A 16,180-nucleotide genomic window follows, 5' to 3' on the forward strand; every position below is an offset into this window, starting at 1 on the left:
AGTGTCGGACTGGCTCAGGTGCCCTGCAGCACGTGCCGCAGCAGCAGCACCGCCAGCGTCCACATGGTCAGGCCGATCAGGCCGTCCAGCACCTGCCAGGCGCGGGGTTTTGCGAACAGCGGCGCCAGCCAGCGCGCGCCGAAGCCCAGGCCACAGAACCAGACCAGGCTGGCCAGGCTGGCGCCGGCGATGAACCAGCCGCGCAGGCCGGCCGGCTGCTGGGCGCCGATGCTGCCCATCAGCATCACGGTGTCCAGGTAGACGTGCGGGTTGAGCAGGGTGAACGCGGCCACCTGCGCCATCGCGGCGCCGCGGCTCAGTCCAGGACCGCCGTCGGCCGCCTGCAGCCGGCTGGCGTGCCGGGCCCGTTGCAGCGCCTGCCAGCCGTACCAGGCCAGGAAGAGGGTGCCCGCCAGCGCCATGGCCTGCGCGAACCCGGGGTGCGCTCCCAGCGCCTGGGCCATGCCGAGCACACCGGCGCTGATCAGCGCCGCGTCGGCCACGGCGCAGAACAGCACCAACGGCACCACGTGCTCGCGCCGCAGCCCCTGGCGCAGGATGAAGGCGTTCTGCGCGCCGATGGCCACGATGAGACCGAAGCAGAGCACCAGACCCTGCATGAACACGGGCAGCGCCTGGGCGAAGGAAGTGGACAACATGACGCCAGCTTGCCAGTGCCTGCGCATGAAGACAAACTGTCTTTCCTTCATCCGCTTAAGGAAAACTGAAATCATGCTCGACTACGCCGCCCTCAACGCCCTGGCCGCCGTGGTGCGCGAGGGCAGCTTCGACCGCGCGGCGCGCGCGCTGCACGTCACGCCCTCGGCGATCTCGCAGCGCATCCGCCTGCTGGAGGAGCGCGTGGGCTGCGCGCTGGTGGTGCGCGGCCAGCCCTGCCGGCCCACCGACACCGGGCGCCGCATGTGCCAGCACATGGATCGCGTGCGTCTGCTGGAGGCGGAGCTGACCGACGCGCTGCCCGCCATCGCGCCCGAGGGCGGGGCGCGGGTGCACTTGCCGGTGGCGGTCAACGCCGACAGCCTGGCCACCTGGTTCGCGCCCGCGCTGGCCGCGTTCGCGGCCGAAGCGCCGGTGCTGGTGGAGCTGAGCGTGGACGACCAGGACCACACGGCCGAGTGGCTGCGCACCGGCGCGGTGGTGGCCGCGGTGACCGGCACGGCGCGGCCGGCCACCGGCTGCAACAGCCAGCCGCTGGGCGTGATGCGCTATGTGGCCGCCGCCAGCCCGGCCTTCATGGCGCGGCACTTTGCGCATGGTGTCGGGGCGGGCAGCCTGGCCCAGGCACCCAGCCTGCTGTTCAACACCAAGGACGAGCTGCAGGCCAGCTGGGTGCGGCGCCTGTGCCACCGCCATGTGGAGCTGTCACGGCACACGCTGCCCTCGTCGCACGCCTTCGTCACCGCCGCGCTGGCCGGCATGGGCTGGGGCATGTTTCCGCAGGGCATGGTCGCGCAGCACCTGGCCGATGGTTCCCTGGTGGAGCTGGTGCCCGGTACGCCGCTGGACGTGCCGCTGCACTGGCAGACCGCGCGGGCCGCGTCCAGCCTGCTCGACGGGCTGACGCGGCAGATGGTGGCCGCCGCGCGGGAGGCCTTGCGGCACCGGTGAGCCGGTGGCCTTTGTTAGGATGCTGCGCCCCCCGTTGTTCCCCGACCCTGTTACATGTCCCACCTGCCGCACGCAGAGAACTACCGTTCCGACATCGATGGACTGCGCGCCATCGCCGTTTCTGCCGTGGTCATCCACCACGCGTTCCCCGAGCTGTTCCCGGGCGGCTTCATCGGTGTCGACATCTTCTTCGTGATCTCGGGCTACCTCATCAGCTCGATCATCCTGGACAACCTGGCCCGCAACCGCTTCAGCTTCGCCGACTTCTACGCGCGGCGCGTCAAGCGCATCTTCCCGGCCCTGTTCCTGGTGCTGGCGGCCACGCTGGTCTATGGCTGGTTCGTGCTCGGGCCGCTCGAATACAAGGCGGTGGGCAAACACGCGCTGGCGGGCAGCTTCTTCGTCTCCAACTTCGCGTTCTGGCAGGAGGCCGGGTACTTCGACGCCTCGGCGGTCGAGAAACCGCTGCTGCACCTGTGGTCGCTGGCGATCGAGGAACAGTTCTACATGTTCTGGCCGCTGGTGCTGGTGGTGCTGCACCGCGTCGGGCAGCCCAAACGCATCTGGATCGCGGCCCTGCTGCTGGCCTCGCTGGCGTTCAACCTCTGGCTGGTGCGTCTGGACGACCCGAACCCGGCCTTCTACAACCCGCTGGGCCGCTTCTGGGAAATGATGATGGGCGCCTTCCTGGCCGCCAGCCGCCCGGCCCCGGGGGCGCCACAGGCCAGCAATGCAAGGGCGCAGTGGCTCTCCACCGCCGGCGTGCTGCTGATGGCCGCCGTCATGGTCCAGCTCGACCCCGAGCGGCGCTTCCCCGGCGGCTGGGCCTTTGCCGGCACCCTGGCCACCTGCCTGATGATCGCCGCCGGCCCCGCCGGCTGGTTCAACCGCTACGTGCTCTCGAGCAAACCCATGGTCTGGATCGGCCTGATCAGCTACCCCCTCTATCTGTGGCACTGGCCGCTGCTGGCCTATCCGCACATCGAACACGGCGGTGTGCCGCCCGTGCTCCACCAGGTCGGCTGGGTCCTGCTGGCCGTGCTGCTGGCCTGGCTGACCTACCGGCTGGTGGAGACGCCGATCCGCTTCGGCCACTGGCGCCAGTGGCGCTTCACCACCGTGGCCCTGAGCGCGGGGGTGGCCATGACCGGCCTGACCGGCTTCACCATCTACAAGCAGGACGGCCAGCCCGAGCGGCTGCAGCGCATGGCGGCCCGCCAGTCGGGGCAGGACGGCACGCCCGAACAGATCCAGGCCCTGATCCAGACGCTCTCGTCCAAAGGCGGCCGGCCCGCCATCATCGAAGGCTGGCGCGACGGCGACTGCATGCTCGACTACAAGCTGCCGGCCAGCCACTACAAGCCCTTCTGCGTCGAGCAGAAGCGCCCGCTGGTCTTCCTCTGGGGCGATTCGCACGCCGGCTCGCTCTATCCGGGCTTCAAGGCGCTGCAGGACAGTGGCAAATACAACTTCGGCCTGGGCGAGCGCACCGCGGCCATCTGCCCGCCGATCCTGGGCATCGACCCGCGCCCGCTGTGCAAGAGCCTGAACGACGACACCATCCGCGTCATCCGCGAGACCAAGCCCGACATCGTGGTGCTCTATGCGTGGTGGCACGAGGGCAAGGTCAAAGGGCGCTACAAGGACACCTCGGGTCTGGAACCCACCGTGGCCGAACTCAAGAAGGCCGGCGTCAAGCGCATCGTGCTGCTCGGCGCTGTGCCCTACTGGCGCGAAGACCTGCCCAAGCTGCTGCTGAAGGTGTGGCGGGAGCAGCAGCGCATTCCGCTGCGCCTGGGCGACGAGTACCTGGACCGGCACGTCAAGGCCGCCACCGCCGAGATGCGCCAGCGCGCAGCGGCCATGGGCATCGAGTTCATCTCCGGCATGGACTATTTCTGCAACCGCCAGGGCTGTCTCACGCGCATGGAACCCGGCTCTGCCGAGCCCCTGAGCTACGACTACGGGCACCTGACGCTGCCCGCGGTGAAGTACTACGTCGAGCAGATCGCGCCGCTGATCCTCAAGCCCTGAGCGCGCTCAGAACTGCCTGAACAGGGCCGCTGCCACAATCCCGGCCGCAATCGCCGGCAGCGGCTTCCTCAGCACCAGCATCACCAGGGCGGTGGTGGCCATTGCAGCGCGGGCGCCGAGGTCGCCCTGCGCGGCCAGCGGCGCCAGCACGGCCACCAGCACCGAGCCCGACATGGCCGCGATGAAGCGCCGCACGCGCGGCCCGATGGGCACGTAGGCCATGACGAACACGCCGCCCCAGCGGGTGGCCAGGGTCACCAGCGCCATCACCGCGACGATCAGCAGCGCGCCCCAGCCGGTGGATTCAACGCTCATCGCTCTCCTCCTTCCACAGCAGGCCCAGCAAGCCGCCGGCCAGCGTGCCCGTCACCACGTGGCTGTTCTCCGGCAGCCAGTGCCAGGCCGCGATCGAGGCGCCGGCCGCCACCGCCCAGATCAGCAGCATGCGCGGGTTCTTCTGCCCGCCGACCACCATGGCCAGCAGGAAGCAGCCCATCACCATGTCCAGGCCCCAGCGCCGCGCATCGGCGATCAGGCTGCCCACCTGCGTGCCCAGCACGGTGCCCATGATCCAGAACACCCACAGCGCCAGCCCACCGCCCAGCAGCAGGCCCAGACCCGGTTGCCCGCGCCCCATGGCCTGCATGGCCAGTGCCCAGTTGGAGTCCGAGGCCAGCGCCATCACGCCATAACGCCGGACGGTTGGCAACTGGCGCAGCCAGGGGTAGAGCGTGGCGCCCATCAGCAGGTGGCGCGCGTTGATCGCGAACACCGTCAGCGCCAGGGTCAGCATCGGCACCTGCGGCCCCCACAGCTCCAGCACCGCGAACTGCGCCGCGCCGGCGAACACGGCCGAGCTCATCAGCACCGTCCAGGTGGTGCCCAGCCCGTGCTGCATGGCCGCCAGGCCGAAGGCCGCGCCGAACACCAGCACGAACAGGGCGATGGGCAGCATCTCGCGAAAGCCCGCCCACACCAGGGGGCGGGTGAGGGCACTTTGTGTGCGCAGGTCGTTGGATGTGGTCATGGCGCGAGACTGTGCCGGCTTTGATGCATCCCGAAAAGCGCAAAATTCACATCGTTTCCATTCGATAAACGCATGCAAGGACGCCCTCCATGAAAGCGCAGGATCTGCAGATCGACTGGCTCCGGTGTTTTGTGGCGGTGGTGGACACCGGTTCGCTGTCGGCCGCGGCGGGCGAGGTGCACCGCTCGCAGTCGGCCGTGAGCATGCAGCTCAAGAAACTGGAAGACGCGGTCGGCCGGCGCCTGCTGGAGCGTGGGCCGCGCAAGCTGCAGCTCACACCCGACGGCCAGACCCTGCTGGGCTACGCGCGGCGCATGCTCGACCTGCAGGCCGAGGCGCAGGCCGCGCTGCACGGCGACGAGCTGACCGGCCGTGTACGCCTGGGCGTGCCCGACGACTACGCCGCGAGGTATCTCACGCCGGTGCTCAAGCGCTTCGCGCCCAAGCACAGCGGGGTCGAGATCGAGCTGCACTGCGAGCAGTCACCCGCACTGATTCCTCGCGTCGCGCGCGGCGAGCTGGACCTGGCCCTGGTCTCGCGCGACCACGCGCGGCGCGGCACCCTGCTGTTCCACGAGCCCATGGTCTGGGTCGGCTCGCCGCAGTTCGAGCTGTGGCGGCGCGACCCGCTACCGATCGCGGTCTACGAGGAGGCCAGTCTGGCAAGGCGCGGCGCGATCCAGTCGCTGGCGCAGCAGGGGCGGCGCTACAAGGTGGTCTACAACAGCTCCAGCCTGGCGGGGCAGATCGCGGCGGTGGACAGCGGCCTGGCGGTGGCGGTGCTCACGCAGTGCAGTGCGCCGCCGCACCTGCAGGTGCTGGGCGCTGAGCACGGCCTGGGGCCGCTGATGCCGATGGAGGTGGGCGTCTACCGCAGCCGCGAATCGCGCGGCAACAAGGCGGTGGACGGTCTGCACGACCTGCTGGTGAGGACTTTGCGGCAGTCGACGACGGGCTGAGCTGTTGGGGCGTGCAAACGAAATGAACCTTCCACCTACTTCGGCCGCCGGGGCGAGACACACGTGGAGCGCTTCCCGGACTGAGCCGAGGAATCTGGCCGGTTTCTGACACAAGTCATTGCAACTCCGGCCATCTGCGCGAACATCCGGGCATGGCTGTCACCACTCCCGAGATGTTCTCCGTCTTCACCGCCCGCGCCCTCACCAAGACCTATGGCGAGGGCGACACGGCCGTGCACGCGCTGCGCGGCGTGGACCTGGACATCGTGCGCGGCGAGTTCGTGGTGTTGCTGGGCGCCTCGGGCAGCGGCAAGTCCACGCTGCTGAACATCCTGGGCGGGCTGGACACGGCCACCAGCGGCTCGGCGAGCTGGACGCACGAAGGCCAGGTGCACGAACTCATCGGCGCGGGCGACGCCGAGCTCACGCGCTACCGGCGCGAGCACGTGGGCTTCGTGTTCCAGTTCTACAACCTCATCCCCAGCCTGACCGCCGAAGAAAACGTGGCGCTGGTGACCGACCTGGCCGAGGACCCGATGGACCCGGCCGAGGCACTGGCCCTGGTGGGCCTGGCCGAGCGGCGCCACCACTTCGTCTCGCAGCTCTCGGGCGGCGAGCAGCAGCGCGTGGCCATCGCGCGCGCCATCGCCAAGCGCCCGGCCGTGCTGCTGTGCGACGAACCCACCGGCGCGCTGGACTGCGCCACCGGCGTGATGGTGCTGCAGGCCATTGAGCGCGTGAACCGCGAACTGGGCACGACCACCGTGGTCATCACCCACAACGCGCCCATCGCCGACATGGCCGACCGCGTGCTGCGCCTGGCCGACGGCCGCATCGTCGAGAGCCATGTGAACCCCCACAAGGTGGCCGCGTCCACGCTGCGCTGGTGACACACACAAGATGAGCACGCTGCACACCAAACTCTGGCGCGACCTCAAGCGCCTGCGTGCGCAGGTGCTCACCATCGCGGTGGTGGTGGCCATCGGCGTGGCCGGCTTCGTGGGCATGTTCGCGGTGCACGACTCGCTCAAGACCTCGCGCGACGCCTTCTACGCCGACAACCGCCTGGCCGACCTGTTCGCCGGCATCAAGCGTGCGCCGGTGTCGCTGGGCGAGCGCCTCCGCGCCATTCCCGGCGTGGCGGAGGTGAAGCTCGACGTGGTGTTCGACGCCCAGGTCGACCTGCCCGAAGTGGTGCAGCCGGTTACCGGCCGCTTCATCGGGCTGGACCTGTCGGCCGCGCGGGCCGGGCGCCAGGGCCTGAACGCGCTCAGCCTCAAACAGGGCCGCTGGCCCGAGCGCGGTGCCCAGCTTGAAGCCCTGGTCAGCGACCGCTTCGCCGCCGCCCGCAGCCTCAAGCCCGGCGACGTGGTGCACGCCATCCTCAACGGCCGGCGCGAGCGCATCCACCTGGTGGGCACGGCCGCCACGCCCGAATACGTGTTCGCCTCGCAGGGCGGCGCACCCGACGACACGGGCTTCGGCATCTGGTGGATCGACGGCGCCCGCATGACCGAGCTGTTCGACATGCAGGGCGCGTTCAACCAGGCCTCGCTGCGGCTCGAAGCCGGTGTGCCCGAGCGCGCCGTGCTCACGCCGCTGGACCGCCTGCTCGAACCCTACGGCAGCATCGGCGCGGTGGGGCGCGACCGCCAGCTCTCCACCAAGATCGTCAGCGACGAACTGGCGCAGCTCAAGGTCATGGGCACGGTGCTGCCGGCCATCTTCCTGGCCGTGGCCATGTTCATCCTCAACGTGGTGCTCAGCCGCCAGGTGGCCACGCAGCGCAGCCAGATCGCCGCGCTCAAGGCCCTGGGCTACACCGACGGCGCCATCGCGTGGCACTACATCCAGCTGGCGCTGGTCATCGCCGGGCTGGGCGTGGCGGTGGGCCTGGGCCTGAGCCAGCTGATTGGCCGCGGCATGCTCAGCCTGTACGACGAGGTGTTCCGCTTCAACCGCCTGGCCTACGCCACCGACACCACCCTGGTGCTGCTCTCGGCCGCCATCGCCGGGCTGGCCGCCGCCGCGGGCACCTGGACCGCGATTCACGCCGTGGTGCGGCTGCGCCCTGCGCAGGCCATGCTGCCGCCAGCGCCGCCGGTCTACACCGCCACCCTGGTCGAGCGCCTGGGCCTGGGGCGCCTGCTCTCCACCAGCGCGCGCATGGTGGTGCGCAACCTCGAACGCCGGCCGCTGCGCGCGGCCTTCACCGTCACCGGCATCGCGCTGGCGGTGGCCCTGCAGATCTCGGGCGCCTTCTGGCTCGACGCCATCGCCCACATCGTGGACGTGCAGTTCCGCCAGGTGCAGCAGGGCGACGTGCTGGTCAACTTCCACCGCCCGGTGCCCGTGACCGTGGTGCGCGACCTGCAGCGCCTGCCCGGCGTGCTCGACGCCGAGGTCTACCGCACCGAACCGGTGAAGGTGACGCTGCGCGGGCGCAGCCACGACACCGCGGTGATGGCCCTGCGCGGCAACGCCAAACTCATGCGCCTGGTCGACGAAGACCGTGGCGCGCTGGCCCTGCCGGCGCAGGGCGTGGTGCTCTCGGGTTTGCTGGCGCGCGAGATCGGCGCCCGGGTGGGCGACCGCATCACGCTGCAGTTCCGCCTGTGGAGCCGGCGCAGCGTGGAGGTGGAGGTGGTCGACATCGCCCGCACCATGTTCGGCCAACTGCTCTACATGAACCTGGACACCCTCAACCGCCTGGCCGGCGATGGCGACGGCGTGGCCGACGCGGCGCTGCAGGTGGACCCGGCCGCCATGCCCGCCTTCTGGGCTGCGGTGAAGGCGGCGCCCGGCATCAACTCGGTGTTCGACAAGGCCAGCTCCATGGCCGAGTTCAACCACCGCACCGAACGCAACATGGGCGTGTTCAGCGGCATCCTCACGCTGTTCGCCGTGGCCATGGCGGTGGGCATCATCTACAACGCGGCGCGCATCTCGCTCTCCGAGCGCGCCTGGGAACTGGCCAGCCTGCGCGTGCTGGGCATGACGCGGGCCGAGGTCTCGGTGCTGCTGCTGGCCGAGCTGGCGGCCGAACTGCTGATCGCGCTGCCGCTGGGCGCGCTGGCGGGCTGGGGCCTGGCCACGCTGATGATGCGGCTCATGGCCAGCGACGCGATCGATTTTCCGGTGGTCATCGAACCGTCCACCTACGCCTCGGCCGCGCTCATCGTGCTGGCCGCCGGTGTGGCCAGCGCCTTGCTGGTGCGCCGCCACATCGACCGTCTGGATCTGGTCTCTGTCTTGAAGGTACGCGAATGAACAAGTCGAACAACGGTGCGGCCAAAAAACGCCGCTGGCTCATCGGCGGACTGGCCGTGGCCGCCCTGGCCGCCATCCTCTGGGCCTCCTACCGCCCGCGTCCGCTGGACGTGGAAACCGCCACCGTGGCCGAAGGCCGCTTCGAGCAGGTGATCGAGGAAGACGGCCAGCTGCGCCTGCAACAGCGCTACCTGGTCACCGCGCCCACCGCCGCGCAACTGCAGCGGCCCACGCTCAAGGTGGGCGACGCGGTGAAGGCCGGCGACGTGGTGGCCGTGCTCGCGCCCAATGCGCCCGGCATGATCGACGCGCGCACCCGCAACGTGCTGCAGCAGCGCGTGGGCAGCGCCGACGCCGCCGTGGCCGCCGCGCGCGCCAACGTGCAGCGCGCCCAGGCCGCGCTGGCCCAGGCCACGCTCGAAGCCGAACGCTCTGCGCAGCTCGCCAAGGACAACTTCATCGCCCCGTCCGCCCGCGACCAGAGCCGTCTGGCGCGCGAAGCCGCGGCCCAGGCCCTGAAAGCCGCGCAGGCCGAACAGGCCGCCGCCGGCCACGCCGCCAGCGAAGCCCGCGCCGCGCTGGGCCGTGCCGAGCCGAGCGGCGCCGTCCAAGGCATGTGGTCACTCAAGAGCCCGGTGAACGGCCGCGTGCTCAAGCTGCACAAAGACAGTAGCGAACCCGTGCAGGCCGGCGCGCCGTTGCTAGAGATCGGTGACACCGGCGCCATGGAAGCCGTGATCGACGTGCTCTCCGGCGACGCGCCGCGCATCGCCGCGGGCGCCGCCGTGCAACTGGCCACCGGCCGCAACCAGCCGCCGCTGGCCGGGCAGGTGGCCCGCGTGGACCCGGTCGCGTTCACCAAGACCTCGGCCCTGGGCATCGAGGAACAGCGCGTCAACGTGACGGTCGCGCTCCAGGCGCCGCCCGAAGAACTGCAGAAACTCGGCGACGGCTTCCGCGTCGACGCGCGCATTACCGTGTCAGCGCAAGACAGTGCGCTGCTCGTGCCCTCGGCCGCACTGGTCAGGCAAGGGGAGGGCTGGCAGGTGTTCGTGGTGGAGGCCGGCAAGGCCCGAGCGAGGGCGGTGAGCTTCAGCGACCGCAACGCAGACAGCGCCTGGGTGAAGGACGGGCTGAAGGCAGGGGAGACGGTGATTCTTTATCCGGGGAGCGGGATGAAGGAGGGGCAGCCGGTGCGGGTCAGGGTGGCTCGCTGACAGCTTTCGACCCGAAGCAGCCTTCCGGAACACTGAAAGCCCAAAAACATCACCTGCAACCGAGGCTGCCGGGTTTCGCGAGTTACATATACCGGTATAACTGTCAGGCGTTCACGCTCAAATGGTTGATCTGATTGCACTTTCGGAGGAATGACGTGACCAGAATATCCCGCACCGTCCAGAATATCCCGCAGTTTCTGCGGGATACATTACGTTAGGCTGCGATGCAGAACGAACCGAAGATTCCAGATCCACCCGAACCAGAAGATGAGGTTTTTGGTGGAATAAACCTACTCACGCGATCATTGCGTGACCTTGATGATCGAGGCTTAGTCCTCTCGTTAGCGGCATTCGCTGAAGAAGCCCTCGGCGAACTACTGAAGGCATTCATGACGCCCTCAGAGGCGACGACACAACTTATCGAGGGTTTCAATGCTCCTCTGGGAGCATTTTCTTCCCGTATTAAGGCAGCTTACGCCATTGGCCTAATCACCAAAGAGCAATTTCTCGATCTAGAGCGCCTGCGTAAAATTCGGAACGAATTTGCTCATAGCTGGAAGCCAGTTGATATTTCAAAGCAGCAGGTTGCGGCGCTGATCGACAGCATGGCCTTCAGTCGCATAGATGATCATTTCCCAGAAACCCCCATCGAGAAGATTCGCAGTTCCATGAGTTGTTTGTTGGTAGAGATTCGTTCATCGACCCATCAAATTCAAAAGAAGGGCCTCCAAGCGAGGCTGGTTGGAAATCATCTCATGCGTGGATTCTCTGGAGAATTTGACACTCAGATTCAAAACGCCCGTGAAGAGCTAACCAACATCTCCAAGAATTTGGACGGTGCTGAAGATAAGAAACGCAATTTCTATCTAACGCTTCTTCTCCGATTCAAGGACAGATTGACTGTATTGGCTAGGCCAGAAAGTCCTGAGCAGAAAAAAGTGCTTAGCGATTTTCTTGAGGAATTTAGTAGTGTGCTGCGTCAAGTCACAGCCCAACAATCCACTCCAGAGGGACGCTACGCCGGCAAGCCGGCTTCGCGCCCCTGAGCTAGTACGTTAGACCTCTCAATATGTTCGCTGACGCCGCCAAGACATTTCTTGAATTCCTGAAGCTCGCTCCACGCTATCTCATAGCGCTTGGTGTCATGGCTGCCTTTCTTCTCTTTGCCAACGAGGAGTTTCTCAAGTTCATCGGAGTATTTGAGCTTGCACAAAACAATCGCCCTATGCTGGGTCTTACCCTCGTTGTCACCGTCGCGCTTTTCTTGGTTTCCGTTATCGGCGACGGCATCGCTCTCGTAAAGCAATGGTGGTTCAGGAGGCGCCGCTATCGGCGTATCGAGGAGCGATTGCAGTGCCTGACCGAAGACGAAAAGCAAATTCTCCGGTACTACCTCGCGGAGAACACTCGCGCAAACACGCTCCGCATCGACGATGGTGTCGTGCAAGGACTCAAAGCCAGCGGCATCATTCACTTGTCCGCTTCGATGGGCAACGCCCTCGAAGGGTTCGCACACAATATCAACGAGTTTGCGTGGGACTATCTCCACGTACACCCGCATTTGCTCGAAGGAACTACCAATACTTACCGCACTGATAAACGGGAGTCGTATTGGTAGCACGAGACCCAACCCTGCAATCCAACGGCGCTGCGCGATAAACCCGCGCAGCGCCGGTGATTTTGAACGTTAGCCTCCAGAAATCATGAATCTTGTTGATACGCTGCGAAAAAAGATCGACGTGCTGGAGGATGGCGATTACGTTCCTGGATTGAAGGCGGTGCTACTTCATATTGAGACGGCCTTCCGACATCTCTCGCGTGGACAAGAGACCGACGACGAAACTGCCTTTACTGACGCAATCTATAGGACAAACCAAGCGTTTGAAGGCAGTGTCAAGGAAGCCTATCGAGTCTTGGCCGGCCAAGACCCTGCAAAGAAGCGTCCCTTCGACATCGAGAACTATCTTGAGCAGAACAACATCTTCCGCAGCAGAGTGCTTAGCCAACTGACTACGTATCGTACGGAGTGGCGCAACCCATCGGCCCATGACTACAAGCTGGATTTTGACGAGAGCGAGGCATTCCTTGCAATAGTTTCGGTATCGGCGTTCGCATGTCTTCTCCTCGATCAGATTGCTGAACGTATCGCTTATACGAGGTCGCTGGCGGAGGCAGAAGCGCAGAAGGCGGTACTCGAAGCGAGCCTCGCCCAAACTGTGAACGCCGACCTGCTGATCAGGCTCACAGATTTACTGAATCAGTTCTGTGCAATCCACTTGCCTTCTACATCGTCCTCCAGCAAAGCAACTGAGTCGCAAGTAATTGGCGCACTCCATGGCTTCTTGTCGTCGGCCGCTCCGGAGCTAGCGGTTGAGACCGAGGCCCGCTTAGATGCGGACAAGCCGTTTCGAGCTGACTTGCTTGTATCGCGTGGTGGGGAAAAAGTCGTCATTGAGATCAAGCGGCGGCTTATGAGGCAAAACTATGCGAATGCTGTCGCGCAGGTGGAGCACTACTTGCTCATTGGTGGTGTCAAGGACGGCATCCTGTTGTTCTTGCCCGATGCACCGAGCGATATGGAGAGAATCGACACAACCATTGCCGGCGTAGATGGTCGTCTTGTCGTACTGTCGCCTGTGGGGTCTAAATTACGTTGAGCGACTGTTTACCCGTTTGATCGAACGCCGCTCCTGGCCGAGAGCTGCCGACCAACGCAATTGCGGTCACCCACGCCAAGCCTTCTCAATCCCCGCCACATCAATCTTCCTCATCCCCATCATCGCGTCGAACGCCCGCTTGGCGGCTGCGCGGTCCGGGTCGTTGATGGCGGCGGTCAATACGCGCGGGGTGATCTGCCACGACAGGCCCCACTTGTCCTTGCACCAGCCGCAGGCGCTTTCCTGGCCGCCATTGCCGACGATGGCGTTCCACAGGCGGTCGGTTTCGGCCTGGTCGTCGGTGGCCACCTGGAACGAGAAGGCTTCGGTCTGCGGGAAGGCCGGGCCGCCATTGAGGCCGAGGCAGGGAATGCCCATGACGGTGAATTCGACGGTCAGCACATCGCCCTGCTGGCCGGAGGGGTAGTCGCCCGGCGCGCGCATGACCGCGCCTACGGCGCTGTCCGGAAATGTGGCCGCGTAGAAGCGCGCGGCTTCTTCCGCGGCGCCGTTGAACCAGAGGCAAATCGTGTTCTTGGCGGGCATGAGCGTCTCCTAGTGTTTTGAAGGGCACCCACGATAGCCGGAATGCACGGCGGTCGTCGAGGGGCGGGTGTTCTGTCCTGCAGAGGTTTCTTCGGTGTCTTTCTGTAAGTCGTCTTGGTGCCGCAGAGCCGCGGGGAGTACGCTGCCCATCCCCTCGCGGTCGGTCAGGCCGGGGTGCCAGTTGTTCGACGGCGGCGGGATCCGAAGCATCAACAACACACACAGGAGATGGACATGGAACACACCGGTTTGATGGGGCGGCGTCTGATGCGAGGGCGATGGGGCGCGGCGTTCGCCGCGACCTTGCTCGTGGCGGCGTGCGGCGGAGGCAGCGACTCGTCCGGCGACAGCGGGGGCGACCTCGCCACCGCCCGGATGCTGACGACAGAGGTGGCCGCAGTGGGAGGGGCGGCGGCCGCTGGATCGTCATCTCCCAGTTGCCTCAACCGGGTCAACAACACGTTCAACAAACTGCTGGAGTGCGTGACCCTGGCCGGTGTCCGGCGCCACCAGCAGGCGTTGCAGACCATTGCCGATGAAAACAATGGCATCCGCACCTCGGGCACACCCGGTTACGACGCTTCGGTGGACTACGCGGCCAAGGTGCTGCGTGACGCGGGCTACCTCGTCACCGTCACCGAGTTCCAGTTCCAGACCTTCATCGCGCTCTCGCCCACGGTGCTGGAGCAGGTGTCGCCGGGCCCCGCGGGTCCGCTGGCGAACAACATCATGGAGTACTCCGGCAGCGGCGACGTGACGGCTCCTGTGACGGCGCTGACACCGCCGCCGGGCGACGGCACCCCGGGCTGCGAGGCGGCGGACTTCGCCGGTTTCCCGGCGGGCAACATCGCGCTCATCAGCCGTGGCGCCTGCCCCTTCGCCCTCAAGGCCACCAATGCCCTGGCGGCCGGTGCGAGCGGGGTCGTGATCTACAACAACGTTGCCGGCGATCTCAACGGCACGCTGGGCGAGGCCTTCACGCTGGACATCGGCGTGACCGGCATCACCCAGGCCCTGGGCCAGCAACTGGCGGCCACGCCGGGGCTGGTGCTGCGGCTCAAGACCGACACCTTCCGCGGTGAGGCGACCACCAGCAACGTGATCGCCGAGTCGCGCACGGGCGATCCGAACAACGTGGTGATGGTGGGCGCGCACCTCGACTCGGTGAACGAAGGTCCGGGCATCAACGACAACGGCTCGGGTGTCGCGGCGATCCTGGAGACCGCGGTGCAGATGGCAAAGGTCAAGCCCCGCAACAAGCTGCGCTTCGCACTTTGGGGCGCGGAAGAGTCGGGGCTGGTGGGCTCCACGAACTATGTGGAAGGGCTGTCCCAGGCCGAGAAGGACCGCATCGCGCTGTACCTGAACTTCGACATGATCGGCTCGCCCAACCACGTCTTCTTCATCTACGACGGCGACGATTCGGACGGCACGGGCGAAGGCCCCGGCCCGGGCGGGTCGGACCAGATCGAGAAGGCCTTCGAGTCGTTCTACATGCAGCGCGGCGTGCCGTTCAAGGGCACAGACTTCGATGGTCGTTCCGACTACCGGGCCTTCATCCAGAACCTGATCCCGGCCGGCGGCCTGTTCACCGGCGCCGAAGGCATCAAGACCGCGGAAGAAGCGGCGCTGTGGGGCGGCACGGCGGGCACGGCCTACGACCCCTGCTACCACCAGGCCTGCGACACCTACGCCAACAACAGCGACACCGCGCTGGACATCAACGCCGACGCCGTGGCCTATACCACGCTGCTGTTCTCGATGAACACCTCGAGCGTGAACGACCAGCGCGGCAAGGGCAACTTCCGCATGCCGGCCCTCAAGCCGCTGCACCCGGAGCGCGTGGGGAACTGACCCCTGCACGCTGCTGCCCGCAGGCCCGATTCAACCCCGCATCTTGCGCAGCAGCAGCTCGCGCATGATCTGGATCGGTGCCTCGCGCCCGCGGCCGCGGCGCGTGGCCAGCATGAAGGGCGACTGGAAGCCGAAGCTGGCCGGCAGCAGCACGCGCAGCTTGCCCTGGTCCATCCACGGCTGGGCGTAGTGTTCGGGCAGGTAGCCCACGTAGCCGCCCGAGAGGATGAGGAACAGCTGCGCCTCCATGCTGTCCACCGTGGCCACGCTGTTCTTCATGCCGTGTTTGCCCAGCTCGGCCTTGCTCCAGTAGCTGCGGCGCACGACGTTGAGCTCGGACACCTGCGCCTCCGCGATGTGGCGCTGGGCGAACAGCGGGTGCTGGTTGCTGCAGTACAGCCACTGCTGTTCCCGGTAGAGGGGCTGGAACACCAGGCCCGGCGGGCGGGTGGGAAAGAAGCCGATCGCCAGGTCCAGCTCGTTGTTGAGGATGCCCTCCTGCAGGTCGTAGGGGTTCTTGACGAACAGGGCCAGGTGCACGGCAGGGTGGCGCTGGTTGAACGCGCCGATGGCGTCCGACAGGCGCAGGGCGCTGTCGGTGACGGTGGAGTCGATGACGCCGATGCGCAGCGTGCCCGAGAGGCCGCCCTTGAGCGAGGCGGCGAAGCTGCCGAAGCCGTCGATCTCGCCCAGCAGGCGCTGCACCTCGCCGAGCAGCAGCTCGCCCTTTTCGGTGAGCGAGAAGCCGCTGCGGCCGCGGTCGCAGAGCTTGAAGCCCAGCAGGCTTTCGAGCTGGCTCATGTAGGTGCTGATGGCCGAGAGCGTGAGGTTGAGCTCCTGCTGCGCCTTGGCGAAGCCCTGGTGGCGGGCGACGCTGGAGAAGATGCGCAGCAGCTTCATGTCCGGCAGCGGGGCGGTGGTTGAGGCCATGGTTGTGAAAAGTCTGAAGTGAGTTTTTGGTTCTGAGCATTTGTCGTGCCAGGGGAC

At 66.5% G+C, this 16,180-nt stretch carries 15 protein-coding genes; 10 read left to right on the top strand and 5 right to left on the bottom strand.

The features are described 5' to 3' along the window. Positions 1–14: 14 nt before the first annotated feature. Positions 15–659: a LysE/ArgO family amino acid transporter gene (locus tag RCO38_RS15600; RefSeq protein WP_308329261.1), complete on the bottom strand. Its 645-nt coding sequence runs from the start codon at positions 657–659 to the stop codon at positions 15–17. Between the two features lie 73 nt (positions 660–732). On the opposite strand from RCO38_RS15600, the gene RCO38_RS15605 reads away from it, so the two are divergent. After that, on the top strand, positions 733–1,629 hold the full coding sequence (locus RCO38_RS15605; RefSeq protein ID WP_308329262.1) for a LysR family transcriptional regulator ArgP: 897 nt from the start codon (positions 733–735) through the stop codon (positions 1,627–1,629). Between the two features lie 54 nt (positions 1,630–1,683). Then, positions 1,684–3,663: an acyltransferase family protein gene (locus tag RCO38_RS15610; protein WP_308329263.1), complete on the top strand. Its 1,980-nt coding sequence runs from the start codon at positions 1,684–1,686 to the stop codon at positions 3,661–3,663. A 6-nt stretch (positions 3,664–3,669) separates the two neighbouring features. Here RCO38_RS15610 and RCO38_RS15615 read toward each other — a convergent pair whose 3' ends face one another. Further along, positions 3,670–3,978: an AzlD family protein gene (locus RCO38_RS15615; protein ID WP_308329264.1), complete on the bottom strand. Its 309-nt coding sequence runs from the start codon at positions 3,976–3,978 to the stop codon at positions 3,670–3,672. Next, positions 3,968–4,690 carry an AzlC family ABC transporter permease gene (locus RCO38_RS15620; protein ID WP_308329265.1) on the bottom strand — a complete coding sequence of 241 codons (723 nt, stop codon included), beginning with the start codon at positions 4,688–4,690 and terminating at the stop codon, positions 3,968–3,970. Before RCO38_RS15620 ends, RCO38_RS15615 begins: the two co-directional genes overlap by 11 nt. An 89-nt stretch (positions 4,691–4,779) precedes the next feature. Here RCO38_RS15620 and RCO38_RS15625 point away from each other — a divergent pair, with 89 nt between their 5' ends. The 7 genes from RCO38_RS15625 to RCO38_RS15655 all read left to right on the top strand — a co-directional run bounded on the left by RCO38_RS15625 (position 4,780) and on the right by RCO38_RS15655 (position 12,793). After that, positions 4,780–5,649, top strand: a complete 870-nt coding sequence (locus tag RCO38_RS15625) for a LysR family transcriptional regulator (RefSeq protein ID WP_308329266.1) — start codon at positions 4,780–4,782, stop codon at positions 5,647–5,649. A gap of 152 nt (positions 5,650–5,801) precedes the next feature. Then, a complete protein-coding gene (locus RCO38_RS15630) occupies positions 5,802–6,539 on the top strand; it encodes an ABC transporter ATP-binding protein (RefSeq protein ID WP_308329267.1) in 738 nt (245 codons plus the stop codon). Positions 6,540–6,549: 10 nt separating this feature from the next. Then, positions 6,550–8,919 (top strand): ABC transporter permease, encoded by a 2,370-nt coding sequence (locus tag RCO38_RS15635; RefSeq protein ID WP_308329268.1) that lies wholly within the window; start codon positions 6,550–6,552, stop codon positions 8,917–8,919. Further along, on the top strand, positions 8,916–10,136 hold the full coding sequence (locus RCO38_RS15640) for an efflux RND transporter periplasmic adaptor subunit (RefSeq protein WP_308329269.1): 1,221 nt from the start codon (positions 8,916–8,918) through the stop codon (positions 10,134–10,136). Before RCO38_RS15635 ends, RCO38_RS15640 begins: the two co-directional genes overlap by 4 nt. 224 nt (positions 10,137–10,360) lie before the next feature. After that, positions 10,361–11,182: a hypothetical protein gene (locus RCO38_RS15645; protein WP_308329270.1), complete on the top strand. Its 822-nt coding sequence runs from the start codon at positions 10,361–10,363 to the stop codon at positions 11,180–11,182. Between the two features lie 23 nt (positions 11,183–11,205). Continuing rightward, a complete protein-coding gene (locus RCO38_RS15650) occupies positions 11,206–11,754 on the top strand; it encodes a superinfection exclusion B family protein (protein WP_308329271.1) in 549 nt (182 codons plus the stop codon). An 85-nt stretch (positions 11,755–11,839) separates the two neighbouring features. Beyond that, on the top strand, positions 11,840–12,793 hold the full coding sequence (locus RCO38_RS15655; protein ID WP_308329272.1) for a hypothetical protein: 954 nt from the start codon (positions 11,840–11,842) through the stop codon (positions 12,791–12,793). A gap of 66 nt (positions 12,794–12,859) precedes the next feature. Here RCO38_RS15655 and RCO38_RS15660 read toward each other — a convergent pair whose 3' ends face one another. Further along, a complete protein-coding gene (locus RCO38_RS15660) occupies positions 12,860–13,339 on the bottom strand; it encodes a VOC family protein (protein ID WP_308329273.1) in 480 nt (159 codons plus the stop codon). A 234-nt stretch (positions 13,340–13,573) separates the two neighbouring features. Here RCO38_RS15660 and RCO38_RS15665 point away from each other — a divergent pair, with 234 nt between their 5' ends. After that, positions 13,574–15,193: a M28 family metallopeptidase gene (locus RCO38_RS15665; RefSeq protein WP_308329274.1), complete on the top strand. Its 1,620-nt coding sequence runs from the start codon at positions 13,574–13,576 to the stop codon at positions 15,191–15,193. 30 nt (positions 15,194–15,223) lie between these two features. Here RCO38_RS15665 and RCO38_RS15670 read toward each other — a convergent pair whose 3' ends face one another. Next, a complete protein-coding gene (locus tag RCO38_RS15670; RefSeq protein WP_308329275.1) occupies positions 15,224–16,123 on the bottom strand; it encodes a LysR family transcriptional regulator in 900 nt (299 codons plus the stop codon). Positions 16,124–16,180: the final 57 nt, after the last annotated feature.

Source organism: Hydrogenophaga pseudoflava, assembly GCF_031020795.1.
GTDB classification, from domain to species: Bacteria; Pseudomonadota; Gammaproteobacteria; order Burkholderiales; family Burkholderiaceae_C; genus Hydrogenophaga; species Hydrogenophaga pseudoflava_A.